Here is a 17,016-nt window from a genome sequence, read left to right as displayed (position 1 = left end):
CGCCGGGCCTCGCTCAGGACGGCGTGACCAGGCGGGTCTCGTACGCGACGACCACGGCCTGGACCCGGTCGCGGAGGCCGAGCTTGGCCAGGATGCGGGCCACGTGCGTCTTCACCGTCGCCTCGGAGAGGAAGAGCCGGCCGGCGATCTCGACGTTGCTCAGGCCCTGCGCGACCAGGGTCAGCACCTCGCGTTCGCGGGGGGTCAGCGCGGCCAGGTCGCGGTGCGGGGGCGTCTCGCGGGGCTCGGGCGTGGCGAAGCGCTCGATCAGGCGGCGGGTGATGCTCGGCGCGAGCAGGGCGTCGCCGTCGCGGACGATGCGCACCGCGGCGACCAGGTACTCGGGGGTGACGTCCTTGAGCAGGAAGCCGCTGGCGCCCAGGCCGAGCGCCGCGTAGACGTAGTTGTCCAGGTCGAACGTGGTCAGCATGATGACGCGCGGCGGGTTCGGGCCGGCCAGGATGCGGCGGGTCGCCTCGATGCCGTCCATGGTCGGCATGCGGATGTCCATGAGCACCACGTCGGGGCCGGCCTGCCGGACCGCCTCGACCGCTTCGGCGCCGGTCGCGGCCTCGGCGACCACGTCGATGCCGTCCGCGGTGAGGATCATCCGGAAGCCGGCGCGCACGAGCGCCTGGTCGTCGGCGATCACGACCCGCAACGGCTCGGTCATCGGGTCTCCAGCGGCAGCTGGGCCTGCACCCGGTAGCCGCCGGTCAGCCGGGTGGCGGCCTGCAGCGTCCCGCCGTAGACGGCGAGCCGCTCGCGCAGCCCGGCCAGGCCGCGGCCGGTGGAGGTGGCCGATTCCGGGGTCGGCCGGCCGCCGGTGTCGGTGACGGTGATCCGCAGCCCGTCCGGCGCGTACGTGACGTCGACCGTGGCCCGGGCGCCCGAGGCGTGCTTCACGGTGTTGGTGAGGGCCTCCTGCACGACGCGGTAGGCGGCGAGCTCCAGGCCGGCGGGCAGCGGGTACCGGTCGCCGCTGGTGGTGACGGTGACGTCGACGCCGGCGTCGCGGACCCGGTCGATCAGCGGGGGCAGCTGGGCCAGGCCGGGCTGCGGGGTGAGGGTGTCCTCGTCGTCCGCTGCGGCCAGCAGGCCCATCACGCCGCGCAACTCGCCGAGGGCGGCGCGGCCGCCCTCCTCGACCGCGAGCAGGGAGTCGCGGGCGGCCTCGGGCGCGCTGTCGAGCACCTTGCGGGCGGCGCCGGCCTGGATGACCATCATCGAGACGTTGTGGGTGACGATGTCATGCAGCTCGCGGGCGATGCGGGCGCGTTCCTGGCGTGCGGCGTCGCGCAGCGCGTCGGCCCGTTCCTGGCGGAGCCGGTCGGCGCGCTGCCGCCACGTGCGCATGCCGTTGACCGCCAGCCCGATGGGCAGCAGCACCAGGAAGGGCACCGTGCCGACCGGGACGATCGGCACCGCCAGGTCGTGGAACGAGCTGTAGAGCAGGGCGGCGACCGGCAGGGTCGCGAGGGCCCAGACGCGGTACGGGCTGTACGCGGCGGCGGTGTACCCGGCGATCACGCAGGCGTAGAACGAGACCCGCAGGATGTCGGTGCCCGGGGACTCGCCGTGCAGCGACAGCACCGTGATCCCGAGGATGACCATGAGGGTGGCCAGCGGGTAGCGGCGGCGCACCAGCAGCGGCAGGATCGCGGCCACCGCGATCCAGCCCGGACCCTGGGGATTGTTCAGCGGGAACGCGTCCGTGCCGAGAGGCGGCACGGGCACGCCGGGCCGGCCCGGGAAGTCCGGGAACTCCGGGAGGTCCGGGGGCGGGGGCGGGGGCAGACCGTGCGGGGGACCCACCATCGCCGCGTCGCTGGTGGTCTCGAACAGGTGGCTGGTGATGTCGGTGCCGCTGAGCACGACCACGATGAACACCGCGACGAGCAGCCCGTCGAAGACCCAGTTGCGGCGGGTCATCCGCGGTTGCGGCCCGGCCCGGCGCAGCGCCCGCACGAGTTGCGTCAAGCGCCGTCGCACCGGCGGTGGATCCTCGGTCACCGGCCCATTGTGGCCGGGCCGCCGGACCGGGCGCATCCATCTCCCGACTACGCCGCAAGGATGACCCGGTCCCGCGAATGCGCTCTCCCGGCCGACGACCGCGGCGCCCGGGTGTCCCTAACGTCCCGGACCATGATTGACGTCGTAGATGTGAGCCGCCGCTACGAGGGCGACCAGGCCGCCCTCGACCATCTGAGCCTGCACGTCGACGAGGGGGAATGCCTCGCGCTGCTCGGCCCGTCCGGCAGCGGCAAGTCGACCCTGCTCAACTTGATCGCCGCCCTCGACCGTCCGACCGAGGGCACCGTCACCGTCGCCGGCACCCGGGTGGACCGGCTGGGCGAGGCCGCCGCCGCCCGGTACCGCCGCGCCTCCATCGGCCTGGTCTTCCAGTTCTTCAACCTGCTCGACGATCTGACCGTCGCCGACAACGTGCTGCTGCCGGCCCAGATCGCCGGCCGGCCCGCGGCCCGGTCGCGGCAGCGCGCCCGCGAGCTTCTCGAGACGCTCGGCATCGACCGGCACGCCGGCGCCTACCCGGGCCGGCTCTCCGGCGGGGAGCGGCAGCGCGTCGCGGTCGCGCGGGCGCTGATGAACCGGCCGTCGCTGCTGCTCGCGGACGAGCCGACCGGCGCGCTCGACACCGCGTCCGGCGCGGAGGTGCGCAAGCTGCTGGCCGACCTGCACGCCGATGGCCAGACCATCGTCCTGGTCACCCACGACGAGACCCTCGCCGCCGCGGTCGCCACCCGCACCGTACGCCTCGTCGACGGTCAGGTGACCGCGTGAGCGCCATCCGGACCGTCATCCGCGGGGCGCGGCGCCGCCGCGTCTCCACCGTCGTGATCATCGCGGCGACGGCGATGGCGGTGACCGCCACCGTTCTCGCCGGCCTGTTGCTGGCCGCGTCCTCGGCGCCGTTCGCCAACGCCTTCGCCCGGCAGAACGGCGCTCACCTGACCGCGTTCTTCGACGCCGACAAGACGACCAGGGCGCAGGCCGCGGCCACCGCGTCACAGGGCGATCGGGCGATCGGTCCCTTCCCGGTCGCCACCGCCGTGGTGAAGGAGGACCCGCAGTTCCCGCCCACGCCACCGCTGAAGGTCGTCGGGCGGGCCGACCCGAGCGGCGACCCGATCGACAAGGTCACCCTGCTGGCCGGGCGCTGGGCGCGCACGACCGGCGAGGTCGTGGTGGCCCGCACCAGCCTGCGGATCCCCACCGGAACCACCCTGCAGCTCGCGAACGGGTCCACGCTGACGGTCGTCGGCGAGGCCCGGTCGCTCAGCCAGACGGCGCAGGGCTGGGTGACGCCCGACGAGGCCGTCGCGCTCGGCCAGACCGGCTGGCAGATGCTCTACCGGTACGCCGACGCCGGCACCGAGGCCGCGATGACCGCGCACCGGACCGCGCTGGGTGCGGGCGTCCAGACGCAGTCCTGGCTGGAGGTCCGCAACGACGCCGCGCACCGCACCCAGCTGTACGTGCCGCTGCTGAGCGCGTTCGGGCTGATCGGCCTCGCCCTCGCCGCCCTCGTCATCGGCAACGTCACCGCCGGCACGGTCGCCTCGGCCACCCGCCGGATCGGCGTCATGAAGGCGCTCGGGCTGACCCCGTCCCAGGTGGTGCGCGCGTGCCTGGTGCAGGCCCTGATCCCCGGAATGATCGGGGCGGTCCTCGGCATCGTGGCCGGCGACCTCCTCGCGGTGCCGCTGACCGCCGACGTCGCCGACCTGTTCGGCACCGTCCCGATGTCGGTCACCCCCTGGGTGGACGTCGCCGCGGTCGCCGGCGCGGTGCTGGTCATCTGCGCGACCGCGGCCCCGGCCGCGTGGCGGGCCGCCCGGCTGCGCACGGTCGACGCGCTCGCCGTCGGCCGTGCCCCGCACAGCCGCCGCGGCCGCGTCGCCGCCCGGTTCGCCGCTCGCAGCCGGCTGCCGCGCCCGCTCAGCCTCGGGCTGGCCCAGCCGTTCACCCGGCCGGCCCGGCTGCTGGTCATGCTGCTCACGATCGGGCTCGGCACGGCGGCGGCGACGTTCGCCATCGGCCTGGCCACCTCGCTGCGCCACGTCCAGGCCGCCGACCAGAAACCTGAGACCTCCGCCGACGTGCTGGTCCTGCCCGACCGGGAGAGCCGCGCCGATCCGCGGGCCGCCATCGCCGCCGCGCCGGGAACTGGGCAGTTCTACGGCCGAGGGCCGGCCGACATCGTCGTCGACGGGCTGCGCGAGCCCGCCCGCGGCACCGTCACGAGCGGCGACATGCGGTGGGCCGGATACGAGATGCTCGACGGCCGCTGGTACACCGCACCCGGCGAGGCGGTCGTCAACACCGGCTTCCTCACCGCCACCGGCAAGCACATCGGCGACACCGTGACCGGGGCCGGGCACGGGCCGCTCACCCTGGTCGGCGAGGTGTTCGACGGCAGCGCCAACAACCACCTCTACACCGACATCGCCGGCGTTGAAGATGTCGAGCCGATCCTCGAGTGGTACGTCAAGCTCAAGCCCGGCACCGACCGGGCCGCCTACCTCGCGGCGCTGCGGGGCGCGAACGTCCACGCCGAGGCGACCCGCGCCGAGGGCCCGGACGGGACGCTGATCGTGCTCGACTCGCTGACCGCGCTGCTGACCGCGCTGCTGGTGTCGGTGGCCGCGCTCGGCGTGCTCAACGCGGTCGTGCTCGAGTGGCGCGATCGGGTGCACGACATCGGCGTACACAAATCGGTGGGCATGACGCCGAAGCAGACGGCGGCGATGGTCATCGCCTCGGTCGCCATCCCCGGCCTGCTCGGGGGCGCCGCCGGCGTCCCGGCGGGATACCTCCTGCACCATTGGGCCGTGCCCGCCATGGCGCACGGCGCCGGCATCCGGCTGCCGCAGAGCACCATCGACGTGTACGCCCCGGTCCTGCTCGCCGTCCTCGCGCTGGCCGGGCTGGTCCTCGCGGCCGGCGGCGCGCTGCTCCCGGCGGGGTGGGCGGCCCGGACCCGGACGGCGGTGGCGCTACGTACCGAGTGACGGCCGCGGGACCCGGCGCCCGGGCGGCGCCGGGTCCCCGGCGACCACCCGGGCGCCGAGCCGGTCCACGCGGTAGATCCGGCGGCCGTCGATCCACAGCCAGCCCCGGGCGAACGCCGCCCGGTCGCGGATCTCCAGGATCTCCAGCTCGACGGTGATCAGGCGGTCGGTGGGCACGATCTGGCCGCGGTACGTCCACCGCAGCGGCTCGTCCAGCGCGACCGGCTCGAAGCGCGCGCCGGGCAGATCCGCCCCGATGCCCCGGTCGGTCAGGTACCACTGGAGCAGCTGGCACAGCGCCTCGACGCCCAGCGAGCCGGGCATGACCGGGTCCTGGAAGAAGTGGGCCTTGAAGAACCAGGCGCCGGCGTCGACGTCCGTCTCGGCGCGCAGCCGCCCGAGCCCGGCCGCCCCGCCCTCGGGCCAGTACCCGGTGATCCGGTCCAGCATGGTGAGCATCGGACCGGCGGAGGGGCGCAGCTCCGTCGGGTTCGCGCACGGCTCGATCAGGCGCGCGCGCTCGGCCGGGTCCGGCGGCAGGCCGGGCTGCTGCGCGAACGCCGTGGTCCGGAAGTACCCGAACACGGCGGTGCCGGCCAGCAGCGGCGCGCCGTCGGCGTGGCACTCGATCCGGAACGTCTCAATGATCATCCCGGCCGCCCGGGACACGGCCGTGAGCTCGGCGCGGGTGCGCACGACCCGGGCGCCCGGCCGCACCTCGCGCCGGATCCGCAGGTCGCCGTCGAGGTTGCGGAACAGCAGCTCGGCGTCGATCTGCACCGGGCTGCCGACGTAGCAGCCGAGCCACCCGCAGGGCTGCAGGGCGACCTCCATCAGGGCCGCCACCGGCATGGTACGGCCGGCGAAGTACCAGGCCTCGGCGGGCACGTCGTACTCCGCGACGACCGCGCTGCCGACCGCCATGCCCTGATACGGTCCCTCGACCGCGACCACCCGGCTCATGAAGTGGTACGGCGGCCCCGGCAGCCGCGGTCCGCGGCGCCCGCCGGTGAACGCCTCGGCCATCGGCCCGAGCCCGTCCGTCGGCCGGCCCCACGCGCAGGCGAGCAGCGAGGCATAGCCCAGCGGGAGGTCGCCGATCCGGGCGACCGGCCCCGGATCGCGATGCCCGGCGAGCCCGCCGAGCGCCGGGAGCGGCTCGGGCCGGGCGGTCCGCTGCACCGCCGGCGGCCCGAGATGCCGCCAGTGGTCGAGCGGCCAGTCCGGGACCAGCCGCACCGCGCAACCGGCGACGTGCAACGCCTTCAGACCGTCCACATTGACCAGCACGTCCGCGACGGCGGTCGGGAACGGGCCGTCCGAGATCTCGGTGACGAACACCTCGTACGTCAGCTTGTGGCTCTTGGGGGTGACCTGCCCCCGGCAACGCATGCGCGCGGTGCGTCCCGGCACCGGCTCGAACCGCCACCCGTCGCGTGCGATCGTGTGGCCACAAGCGGCCAGATAGAACGAGACGGCCTGGAAGCACGCCTCCGACATGAGGGTGCCGGGCATGCAGGGGTCGTTGTGGAAGTGGCCGTCGAAGAACCAGTCGTCCGGGCGGACGGTCGTCTCGGCCCGCAGATAACCACGCCCCGGGTCGAAGGCGGATACCTCGTCGAGCAGGCGCAGCCGCCCCGATCCGAGGCGCGGGGTGCGCACATGCGCCCGGGTCGCCGCCCATTCGGGCCCGAAACATTCATCGGGCCGGCCGTCGGCGAACGCTGACAGGGCATCGAGGTCAAAGGCAACAGGCGGTTTTTCCGGTACGCCTTCGTGAGCTCCGCCGGTGGGGGCGTCCCAGAGCACCCCGCCGGAGCAGCCCAGCTCCTCGTCGGTGAAGAAGCCGGCTTGTCCGTTGCGGACGGTCAGCAGCAGCGCGTCGCCCACGTGGCAGTCGTACTCGAAGAAGAAGAGCCGGACCGGGCCGTGCGTGACATGCCGGACGACCCGGATCTCGAAGCGGAGCCGCCGGCCGGGACCGGGCGGCGAGCCGTGGAACGTCACGTCGCTGCCGAGCAGGCGGTAGACCCGCTCGCCCCGGTTGCCCAGGTCGGCGCCGAGCCAGCTGATCAGCAGCAGGTCGGCCTGCCCGGCCTCGACGACCAGGCCGGCGGGCATGCGGCCGGCCGGGTCGAGGTACCAGGAGTCGGGGCGCACGTCGGTCTCGGTCCAGATGACGCCCCGGCCCAGCCGGCCCGGCTCGGCGTCGATGCCGAGGACGCGATCGGCGAGCAGGAGTGGCGGGCCCGGCATCCGGGTCTGCCGCACATCGTCGTCCTGCGCGGCGAACGCCGGCCCGAACAGGTCGGAGATTCGCCCGGACGCGAGGTGTTCCAGTTGCGCGCGGTCGAAGCTGGGCCCGGGGAATGCCGGCCTGGCTGGTGCGGGCGCCGGGAGCGCGATGTGGGCCGGCATCGCGGCGGCTGCCGCCCGGCCGCTCAGGAAACGAGCGTGCGCGGCGGCCTGGATCTCCAGGTATTGGCGATGGGCGGCCGTGATGGAAGCGCGCCAGCCCAAAGCAGCCGTCGTGGCCGGATCCGACGGCCGCAGCGGAGGCATCGGCTCGAGCTCCGGGGCGGGCTCCATCACCGTGAACTCCGCCGGCGCCAGGAGCGGTTCGGGGAGCCGCTTGGGCAAGGCGATCGTCGCGGGCCGGGGGACGGGCGACGTCGCGAAATACCTCTCGAGCCCGTCGTGCCGCACCGGAACCCCGGCGGCGGCCAGCTCCGCGACGGCCGCCGACACCGACCACAGGCCCCGACCGGGCACGGCGTCCAGCGCCACCGCGAGGTGCTCCCGGTCGCCCAGGATGCGGCGGATCCAGCCCGTGCACTGCGCGGCCGGCCCCTGCTCGACGAAGACCCGGACGCCGTCCCGCCAGGCCCGCTCGATCAGGTGGGGGAAGTTCACCGGCGCCATCATCTGCTCGGTGATCGCGTCGGCGGCCGACTCCTCAGCCGGGTGATACCAGTCGCCGGTCGCCCCGCGGTAGAACCGGATGCCCGGCACGCTCGTCGTGGGCCGCCGGTGCAGCGCGTGCCAGCGGTCGCGCACCTCGGCCACCTCGGGAACGTGCGCCGCCAGCAGCTGGAGCCGGATGCGGGCGCCCGGGTCGAAGCGTTCGGCGAAGGCCGTGCAGGCCCGTTCCTCCCCGGCCACCACGCAGGCGCCGGGTGCGCACACGGCCGCCAGGTGTACCGCGCGTTCGCCCTCGACCATCGCGCGCACCCGCTCCGGGTCCGCCGCCAGGAGGTAGCCGGCCCACCGCTCGCCCGCGACGCCGTGGCGTGCCCAGAAGCGGCGAACCGCGCGCAGCTCGCCGCTCAGGTCGTGGGCGAACACCCCGTCGGCCCGCGCCTCGGCGGCCATCGCCGGCGCGTCGGTCCAGGCCCCCAGCGCGACGAGCGCCGCCGATTCCCCCGAGGAGTACCCGAGCGCCGCGTGCGGCTCGATGCCCAGCACCTCGCGCGAGATCCGCGTGTGCAGGCCGGAAAGGAAGCCGGTCGCCAGGATCTGGTCGAGCGGCTCGGGTTCGGTGCCGCCCTCGTAGGTTTCGTCTCCGTAGGTTTCGTCCCCGTCGGCTTCGTCCCCGTAGGTTTCGTCCTCGTAGAGCCAGGACACCAGCGCGGCGTCCGGGTCGGCGACCAGCGGGGCGAAGGGGACGGCGAGGTCGGCGCCCATCCCCGGATAGAAGGACGTGCTCTGCGGATAGACGAAGGCCGTCTCGCCCCCGATCGGCGTCTCCCGGAAGGCGACGCCGGCCGGGCGCAACGCCTCGCCCGCGAGCCAGGCGCGCGCGCCCTCGATCCGCCCGGCCAGCTCGGCGGGGTCGCGGGCGAGGACGGCCAGGCGGGCCGGGCCGGTGTCGCTCTCCACGCCGGACGAGGCGGCCGCGATCACGTCCGACCGGTCCGCCCCCGAGTAGACGTGCAGCCGCGGCAATGGACCCGGCCGCCACGGCGCGGCACCGGCGGCGCGCAGCCGGACCCGGGCCGGCGGAGCCCCGAGCACGGGCGTGACCACCTCGGCCGTCGTCGCGCCGAGGTGCGGCCGGGCGGGCTGCCCCGCACGCGGCCGGGCCCGGTGCCGCAGCGCGATGGCCGTGACCGCCACGTCGAGCAGCCCCGCCGCGGCGTGCGGAGTGCCGAAGAGGCGGTCGTCCCGGTCCCCGCGCGCGGCCCCGGCCGGCCTCTCGCCATCGACGATGGCGATGATCTCGTCGCCGTCACGCCGCGCGTCGTCGCGGCGTTTGAGCACGAGCACGACGGCCGCGTCGGCCGGCTCGCCGGTCAGGCCGAGCTGGGCGAGGGCGGCGCGGTGCACCGGCTCGTCGGACAGATCCACCGCCCCGACGATGACGGCGTCGACGTCTCCGGCGCGCAGCGCTCGGGTCGCCAGCTCCAGCGCCGCGGTGCCGGAGGCCTCCTCGGCGCTGACGGCGAAGCCCGGCCCGGAGAGCCCGAGCTGGCCGCCGATCCGGTTGGCCACGATGTTCGCCATGGCACCCAGCACCCGAGCGGCCGTGAGCGGCGGCCCGACCTCATCGCCGCCCGCGCGATCGGCCGCGCCGGTGATCCTGCCACCGGTTCCGGCCGCGGCCTCGAGGCGCCGGCGGGCGTGGGCGCGAGCGATTTCGGGGTCGCAGCCCATGCCCATGAGGACGGCCGTGCGCTCGGCCGGAAGCCGGATCCCGCGGACGGCTTCGCGGGCGGCCTCCAGCGCGAGGACCTGCTGTCCCAGCGCCTCCCCGAGGTCGCGGGGCGGATACCGCAGCCCGTCGAGCGCAGCCTCGACGGTGTCCGGCGCCGCCCCGGGCGCCCGGCCGCTGAGCACGGCGTCCCGAAGCCCGTCGGCGCCCACGTCGCCGACGCGAGCCCCGATCGCGACGATGACAATCTCGGCCGGTGCCGGTGCCGGTGCCGGTGCCGGTGCCGGTGCCGCGGGTGGCGACGGCGCCGCGGGCGGAGGTGGGGAAGGGAGGGCGGGCACCGCGACGCCGGGTGTGTGCGGGCCGTCGAAGGCCTCGACGATCAGGTGGGCGTTGTTGCCGCCGAAACCGAAGGCGCTGATCGCGGCGCGTCGCCGTGGGCCCGACCACGGCTCGTTCGCCTGCAGCAGGCGCAACGGGCCGTCGCGCAGCTGGTCGATGGGGTCGGTGGGGCCGGCCGTGGCCGGTAAGGTGCCGTGGTCGATGGCGGCGAGCAGCTTCAGCAGCCCGGCCGCGCCCGAGGCGGTCAGCAGGTGGCCGACGTTGGCCTTCGCCGAGCCGATCGGCAGCGGCTCCGGGCGGTCACCGAAATATCGGGCGGTCGACCGGGCCTCGACCGCGTCGCCGATCGGTGTGCCGGTGGCGTGGCACTCCAGCAGTTCCACGGTCTCCGGGCCGAACCCGGCCAGCCGGTAAGCCGTGCGCATGGCCCGGATCTGGCCCTCTTCCGCGGGGCCGAGGAGCCCGCCGGTCCGGCCGTCGTTCGACAAACCGATGCCGCGTACGACGCCGAGGACCGGAACCTTCGCGGCCATCGCGTCGGGCAGGCGCATGAGCGCGAGCAGGCCCGCGCCCTCGGCGGGAATCAGCCCGTCGGCGGCGCGGTGGAACGGCCGGCTGCGGCCCGACGGGCTCAGCGCGCCCAGGGCCGCGAAGCCGGCGTCGATGATCAGGCCGTCGCAGCCGCTCACCGCGCCGGCCAGCATCAGGTCGGCCGTGCCGTCGTGCAGCCGGTCGCAGGCGATCTTGATGGCGTAGAGGGCCGAGGCGCAGGCGGCGTCGAGGGCGAGCGACCCGCCGGTCAGCCTGAGGGCGCTCGCGGCCAGGTGCGCCCACAGCCCGGAGCAGAAGCGGTCGCGCGGGTCGAGCCCGCCGGCGTGGCCGTCCCGCCAGACCCGTTCGGCGTACGCGGCCAGGTGCCGGCTGGGATACCCCAGGTTGCCGAGCACCAGCCCGGTGCGCGCCGGGCAGGCGCGGTCACCGGCCTCGCGCAGGGCGGCCCGGCCGGCGTGCAGCACCCACTGCAGCGCCGGGTCGTACGCGTCGATCTCTCCGGCCTCGACGGCGAACCCCTCGGGATCGAAGACCTCGGCGAAGCCCCGGACCAGACCGGCCGTCGCGCCGGCGAGATCCGCGGAGGGCGGCAGACGCCAGTCCTCCGGCCGCACCGCATCGAGCGCGACGCGGCCGGACGCGATGGTGTCCCAGAACTGCTCGGGGCTCAGCGCGCCGGGCAGCACGCAGCCGCGGCCGACGATCGCGATCGGCTCGAACCAGGGCTCGGCGCGACCGGTCACGCCCGGCCCGCCGGCGCGATGTCGGGGCGCCGGACGAGGGTGACGCCGAGCAGTTCGGTGCGGACCTCGCCGTCCTCGTCGACCAACGCGATGTCGCAGCGGGCCTGGTCGGTGGCGACGGCCGCGGCGCGCACCAGGCAGCGCAGCGTCGAGGGCGCCGGTCCCGGGCGGTGGACGCGCACCGCGTCGGCGCCCATCGGCAGGGTCGCGTCGCCGGTGGCGTGCCGCGCCCACAGCACCGCGGCCTGCAGGGCGCCGTCGACCGCCGCCGGGTCCGTCTGCCAGGCAGCGTCCGTCTGCCCGGGAGTGTCGGGCCAGCCGGCCGCCCGCAAGCCGGCCACCTCTGCCTCGGCGCCGTGCCGGGACAGCCCCAGCACCCGCCGCAGCACCTGGAATCGGGGGCCGTGGAACAGCGCGACCGACTCGTAGACCGACGATCCGGTGAAGGGTTGCATGCCGGTCGGCGCGGTCCACGTTCGCGGCCGTTCCGGGGCGGCGAGCCGGGCGCGGTAGTGGTTGCCGATCCGAGCCTCGCCGGCCGGAGCGACCTCGATCGTGAAGCGGTGGCCGCCGGTCGCCAGCTCGGGAAGCTTTATCCGGTGCAGGACACGAACGTCGGCCAGCGCGGCCGGGCACCCCGGGTGGCGTGCCCGCGCGACGGCGGCGAACCACTCCAACGCCATGGCCAGCGGAAGCACGGGCACGCCGGCCGGTGCGTGGTCGGCCAGGAAGGGATGCGTGCGCGCGTCGACCCGCGCCTCGGCGGCGAATCGCGGCCCGGTGGCCTCGGTGGGTTCGCCGCCGGTGATGAGGACCTGGGTCGCGTCACCGGGGGTGCTCAGCTCCGCGACGAACGCGCGGGCGCCGGCGTCGACCGGGATGAGCGGGACGCCGAGCCGCCGGAACTGTGCGGCGTGGGCTTCGGTGACCATGCCCGCCTCCCACGGTCCCCAGCCGATCGCGCGGACCCGGCAGGACGGCCGCCGGCGCTGCTCGGCCAGGGCCACCTGGTTGAGCACCTCGTTGGCCATCGCGTAGTCGCACTGCCCGGGGTTGCCGTAGCGCGCGGCGACCGACGAGAACAGGCACAGCACGTCCAGCGGATCGGAGGCGGTCGCGTCGAGCAGCGCGCCGAGCCCGTCGACCTTGGTGGCGTAGACGCGATCGAACTGGTCGTCGGTCTTGGCCTCGATGCGCTTGTCGGCGAGGGTGCCGGCCGCGTGGACGAGCCCGGTGACGGGACCCCACTCCCGGCGAGTCCGGGCCAGCTCGCGGTCGAGGGCGGCGCGGTCGGCGACGTCGACGGCCGCGTATCGGACGGTCGCCCCGGCGCGTTCGAGCCCGGCGAGCGTCGCGCGCACCTCGCGGCCGGCCAGGATGGCGCGAGCGCGGGCGGTCAGCTCGGCCGGGGTGGCGGCGCGGTCGCGCTCGGCCAGCAGACGGATGAGCGACGGCTCGTCGTCGGCCTGGTCGAGGGGCGATGCTTGCGACGTGGCTGGTCCGGCCGGCGCCGGGTGCTCCGGCTCGCCGGTGCGGACAGTGCGGCCCAGCAGCAGCATGCGGGGCCGGCCCGTCGCGGCCAGCGCGAGCAGCGCGGCGGCGGTGACGCCACGGGCGCCGCCGCTGACGACGAGCACCGAATCCCCGGTGACCGGCAGGTCGACCGGGGAGGGCGGGGTCTCGGTCTCGGTGAGGGTCCAACGCGTGCCGTCGGCGCGCAGGCCGACGTCGAGGGTCGGGCCGCCGGTCAGCAGCTCGGCGACGATGGCGGCGGCGACCTCCGCCGGGGCGCGGCCGCCGCGCCGACAGTCGATGGCCTTGGCGGCTACGGCCGGCCACTCCCGGGCGGCTGTCCGGGTGAGCGCCGCGAGCCCGCCCAGCCAGGCGCGCTGCGGATCGGGATCGATCAGGCCGAAGCAGCCGCCGGTGTCCTGCACGGTCACGAAGACACCGCCGCGCTCGGCCATGCCGGCGGCGACCGTGCGCGCGGCCCGGAACGCGCGCCGGCTCACCGAGGCGGCCCGGCCCGCGTCCGAGATCGGCGCCATCCCGGCGAGCAGGATCAGGCCATGCGCGTCGCTTGCGGGGGCGTCCGCGGCGACCGCGCTGACGCCGTACGTGTGAAGTTCTTGAACGACGGCCGGCGCCAGCCCGCTGCCGCCGTCGACGACGGTGATCGGCCCGTCTTTGAGGCCGGCCAGCGCCAGTCCGCAGGCCGGCGCGAGGGCCGGCCGGACCTGTAATCGGGGCAGCCCGGGGCTGGTGGGGCCGGCGTCGATGCCCCGGATGACCTCGTCGAGCGTGCGGGCCTGGAACAGCCGGGCCATCCGGTCCGAATCGGTCGCCGGGAGTCCGTCCGCGCGCTCGCGGACCGCCGCGAAGATCTCCACCTTCTTGATCGAGTCGATGCCGAGGTCGGCTTCCAGGTCCATGCCCCCGTTCAGCATGTCCACCGGATAGCCGGTCTTGTCGGCGACCACGGAGAGCAGCAGCGGAAGGCTCACCGGTTCCTTGGCCGAGAGCTGTTCGACAGGTGGAGGCGGTGGTGGCGGGGGTGGCGGGGGTGGCGGGGGAGCGGGCCGGTGGACGGTCATCGACGCAACCGGAGGCGGCTCGACGACGGCGGGTTCGAAGGGCGGCGGCTCGAAGGGCGGGGGCTCGAAGGGCGGGGGCTCGAAGGTGCTTGGTGGCGGGCCGGGCGCCGGACGCGGTGGCTGTCCGGTGAAGGCGGCGAACGTGTTCTCGGCCATCTGGAGGAAGGCCTGGTGCGAGTCGGCCAGAACGCGCTGGAAGTGCATGTGCGCCTCGGCGGTCTGGCGCTGCATCTCCTGCATCGCGGCCAGCCAGTCGGCGCTTCGCTCGGGTTCGGTCATCGGGGCGACGGGCTCCAGAGGGATCGGTGTGGTCGGTGGCATCGACGCCGGCCAGGCCGGCTCGGGCACGGGAGTGGTCGGCAGGGGAGGCTCGGGTGCCGCCGGCGGGACGTAACCTGTCCCGTTGACACGGACCGGCATCCGGGACTGGGGGGGTTCCGCCGGGCGCGCTGGGTCCGGGCCGGTCGGCAGCCTCGTCAGGTCCATCGCGACGCCGCGGACGGCGAGCCGGCCCAGGCCCTCGTAGCACGCGGCCACGCCGTCGCGGCCACGGCGGTCGAGGCTGACCGCCAGGTGCTCCCGCTCGCCGAGGATCCGCCCGATCAGGCCGCCGAGCACGGCCCCCGGGCCCACCTCGACGAACGTCCGCACGCCGGCCGCGTACATCGCCTCGATCTGGTCCTGGAACATGACCGGGGCGGCCGGGTGCCGGGCGAGCGCGCGCCGGATCGCCGCCGGCTCCCGGCCGTACACCGCCGCGTTCTCGTTGGCGTACACGTCGATGCGCGGGGCGGCCAGGTCGAGCGTCGCCAGGAAGTCGCGCATCGGCGCCTCGGCCGCCCGCATCAGCGGGCTGTGGAACGCGGCGGAAACCGCGAGGCGACGCGCGCCGATGCCGTTCGCGGCGAGCCGCTCGCGCAGCTCGTCGATCGCCGGCACGGCGCCGGAGACGACGGTCTGCCCGGGCGCGTTCCGGTTCGCGAGCCAGACGTCCGGCGTCTCCGCTTCCTTGATCGCCGACTCCACGACGTCCGGGTCGGCGTCGACCGCCAGCATCGTGCCCGGCTCGGCGTCGATCTCGGCCAGCATCTCGCCGCGGCGTCGCGCCAGGCGCAGCAGGGTCTCCGCGTCCAGGACGCCGGCCGCGTGGAGCGCGACCAGCTCGCCCAGGCTGTGCCCGGCCACGCAGTCGGGCTCGAGCCCGATCGAGGTGAGCAGCGCGAGCAGCGACAGGCTGTGGGCGGCCAGCGCCGGCTGCGCCCAGCGCGTGTCGGTGAGCCGGTGCTCCTGCGCCGCGCGCGCCTCGTCGGTGAAGGCCGGCGGCGGGAAGACCATGTCGCTGAGGCCCCGGCCGGCGGCCGAATCCCACACGTCCTGCGCCACCGGCACGGCCAGGGCGATCTCGCGGCCCATCCCGGCGTACTGCGACCCCTGCCCGGGGAAGACGAACGCGACCCGGCCCGGCTCGGCCGGCCCGTACTCGTAGCAGATCCCGCCGGGCAGCGCGAACGACTCGGCCGGCCGCCGGGCCAGCACCTCCGCGGCCCGGGCCAGCTTCGCCCGCCGGTCTTCGCCGTCGGCGGCGACCATCGCCAGCCGGCACGGCTGACCGGCGTCGAACTCGGCGGTGGTGCCGGCGACCAGCTCGTCGGGCGAGTTCGCGCTGAGCAGGACGAGCTCGGCGGCCCCGGCGCGGAACCGGGCGGGAGCGTTGCCGCCGCGATGCTCCTCCAGGGTGACGTGGAAGTTCGCGCCGCCGAAGCCGAAGCTGGAGACCGACGCCCGCCGCGGGTGGGACGCGGGGCGGGTCCACGGGCGCGCGACCGTGTTCAGATGGAACGGACTGTCCTCGATGCCGAGGCCCGGATGGGGCTCGCGCACCTTGATGGTCGGCGGCAGCGTCCGCTGGTGCAGGGCCAGCACCGTCTTGATCAGCCCGGCCGCGCCCGCCGCCGCCTTGGTGTGCCCGATCTGCGACTTGATGCTGCCCAGCGCGCACCAGCCGGTGTCCGGCCGCCCGGTCTCGCCGAAGACCCGGCGCAACGACTCGAACTCGGCGGCGTCGCCGGCCCGGGTCGCGGTGCCGTGCGCCTCGACCAGATCGACCGTGTCCGGGCCGTACCCGGCGGCCTCGTACGCCCGCCGCAGCGCCCGCACCTGCCCGTTGGCCATCGGCGCGTAGATGGCCCCGCCCCGCCCGTCGGAGGAGGTGCCGAGCCCGCGGATCACGGCGTAGACGCGGTCGCCGTCCCGCTCGGCCGCGTCCAGCCGTTTCAGGCCCAGCATCGCCAGGCCCTCGCCGAGCAGCGTGCCGTCGGCGTCCGCGGCGAACGGGCGCACGTCGCCGGTGGGGGAGAGGGCCGGGGTCTTGCTGAAGCACACGTACATCAGCGGGTTGTTGGTCACGTCCACGCCGCCCGTGACGACCAGGTCGGCCTGGTCCAGGGCGAGCTCGTTGGCGGCGGCCGCCACCGCCGCGAGCGAGCTGGCGCAGGCGGCGTCCACGGTGCAGTTGGTGCCGTGCAGGTCGAGGCGGTTCGCGATCCGGCCCGCCACCACGTTGGACAGCAGGCCGGGGAAGGAGTCCTCCTGCCACGGCACGTACTGCTCGGCGATCCGATCGCAGATCGCCGCCGCCTCCGGCCCGGGGATCCCCTGCGCGAGCAGGGCGTTGAGCCACAGCGGCCGCTGGATGCGCGCGTCCATCGTCCCGACCCGGCTGAGCGTGGAGCTGCCCAGGATCACGCTGACGCGTTCCCGGTCGAGCGGACCGGCCAGGTTCCGGCCGAGGTCGGCCAGCAGCGCGTCGGCCACCGCCAGGCCCAGCAGCTGCGCGGGGTCGACGGCCGCGAGCGTGGCCGGCGGCAGCCCATGGGCGAGCGCGTCGAACTCGACGTCGGGCAGGAACGCGCCGCGATTGCTGTAGGTGGTGTCCGGCGTCGCCGGGTCGGGATCGTAGAACCCGCCGGCGGGCCAACGGCCGGGCGGCACCTCGGTGATCAGATCCCGGCCGGTGACGATGTTGCGCCAGAACTCGGCCGTGTCGCGCGCCCCCGGCATGAGGGCGGCCACCCCCACCACGGCGATCGGTTCCATGGCTC

6 protein-coding genes are annotated in these 17,016 nt (G+C 75.4%); 2 read left to right on the top strand and 4 right to left on the bottom strand.

All coding sequences use genetic code 11. The features are described from left to right. Positions 1-13: 13 nt before the first annotated feature. A complete protein-coding gene (locus tag ACFQS1_RS18480; RefSeq protein WP_378969740.1) occupies positions 14-673 on the bottom strand; it encodes a response regulator in 660 nt (219 codons plus the stop codon). Beyond that, positions 670-2,013 carry a sensor histidine kinase gene (locus ACFQS1_RS18475; RefSeq protein WP_378969737.1) on the bottom strand — a complete coding sequence of 448 codons (1,344 nt, stop codon included), beginning with the start codon at positions 2,011-2,013 and terminating at the stop codon, positions 670-672. The genes ACFQS1_RS18480 and ACFQS1_RS18475 overlap by 4 nt, the downstream gene beginning before the upstream one ends. 132 nt (positions 2,014-2,145) lie before the next feature. On the opposite strand from ACFQS1_RS18475, the gene ACFQS1_RS18470 reads away from it, so the two are divergent. Beyond that, complete coding sequence (locus tag ACFQS1_RS18470; RefSeq protein WP_378969735.1) at positions 2,146-2,802, top strand: ABC transporter ATP-binding protein; 657 nt, start codon at positions 2,146-2,148, stop codon at positions 2,800-2,802. Beyond that, positions 2,799-5,033, top strand: coding sequence for an ABC transporter permease (locus ACFQS1_RS18465; protein WP_378969732.1), 2,235 nt, complete (start codon positions 2,799-2,801; stop codon positions 5,031-5,033). The genes ACFQS1_RS18470 and ACFQS1_RS18465 overlap by 4 nt, the downstream gene beginning before the upstream one ends. Here the strand turns inward: ACFQS1_RS18465 and ACFQS1_RS18460 are convergent. Next, positions 5,019-11,321, bottom strand: a complete 6,303-nt coding sequence (locus ACFQS1_RS18460) for a beta-ketoacyl synthase N-terminal-like domain-containing protein (protein WP_378969730.1) — start codon at positions 11,319-11,321, stop codon at positions 5,019-5,021. The two genes, ACFQS1_RS18465 and ACFQS1_RS18460, sit on opposite strands and share 15 nt — an antisense overlap. Continuing rightward, positions 11,318-17,011 carry an SDR family oxidoreductase gene (locus tag ACFQS1_RS18455; RefSeq protein WP_378969728.1) on the bottom strand — a complete coding sequence of 1,898 codons (5,694 nt, stop codon included), beginning with the start codon at positions 17,009-17,011 and terminating at the stop codon, positions 11,318-11,320. The genes ACFQS1_RS18460 and ACFQS1_RS18455 overlap by 4 nt, the downstream gene beginning before the upstream one ends. Positions 17,012-17,016 lie beyond the last annotated feature (5 nt).

The organism is Paractinoplanes rhizophilus (assembly GCF_042664765.1).
In the GTDB taxonomy this organism is placed as follows: domain Bacteria; phylum Actinomycetota; class Actinomycetes; order Mycobacteriales; family Micromonosporaceae; genus Actinoplanes; species Actinoplanes rhizophilus.
The sequence above is the reverse complement of the archived record's forward strand: the minus strand, read 5'-3'. Positions and strand labels throughout refer to the sequence as shown.